This is a genomic window from Kineococcus glutinatus (genome assembly GCF_039542765.1).
In the GTDB taxonomy this organism is placed as follows: domain Bacteria; phylum Actinomycetota; class Actinomycetes; order Actinomycetales; family Kineococcaceae; genus Kineococcus_A; species Kineococcus_A glutinatus.
In genome coordinates this window covers 1-531 of record NZ_BAABIL010000944.1, presented here as the reverse complement: position 1 = coordinate 531, position 531 = coordinate 1, and the positions used below count along the sequence as shown (strand labels likewise).

General features: G+C 80.4%; 1 protein-coding gene. It reads right to left on the bottom strand.

Translation table 11 applies throughout. The features are described 5' to 3' along the window. A partial coding sequence (locus ABEB16_RS22730) for a phosphoribosyltransferase domain-containing protein (RefSeq protein ID WP_345714402.1) occupies positions 1–531 on the bottom strand: 531 nt, incomplete at both ends.

Below are 531 nucleotides of genomic sequence, written 5' to 3'. Positions count from 1 at the left end.
TTGTGCGCCCGCACCGCGGCGAGCACGTCCGGCGGCAGCGCCACGGTGCCCGCGGCCAGCGCCACGACGTCGATGCGCGTGCGCAGCTCACCCGCCAGGGCCGCCAGCGCGTCCCGGTCGGCCCCGCCGCGCAGGTCCAGCAGACCCGCCACGACGTAGCGCTCCCGCCGGGCCAGGGCGTGCAGGGCGCGCACGGTGCCGGCCACGGTGCGGCCGGTGCTCAGCTCGTCGTCGACGAGCACGAGCGGGCGCCGCGGGTCCGCCAGCGCCGCCAGGACCTCCGGGTCCGTGGGCAGCAGCCGGTGGTCGGTGGCGTGGGAGTGCTCCTCGGAGAACGCCGCCAGCGGCCGCACCCCCGCGACCGCGCGGCGGGTGGAGTGCAGGTGGGGGGCGCCCAGCGCGTCGGCCACGCAGTGCCCCAGCGCCGTCGCGGTCTCGGCGTAGCCCACGACGAGCGGGACGGGGTGCGCCCCACCCGCCGCCGCGAGCCGGCGCAGCACACCGGCCTCCAGCGCGCTCGCGGCCTCGCCG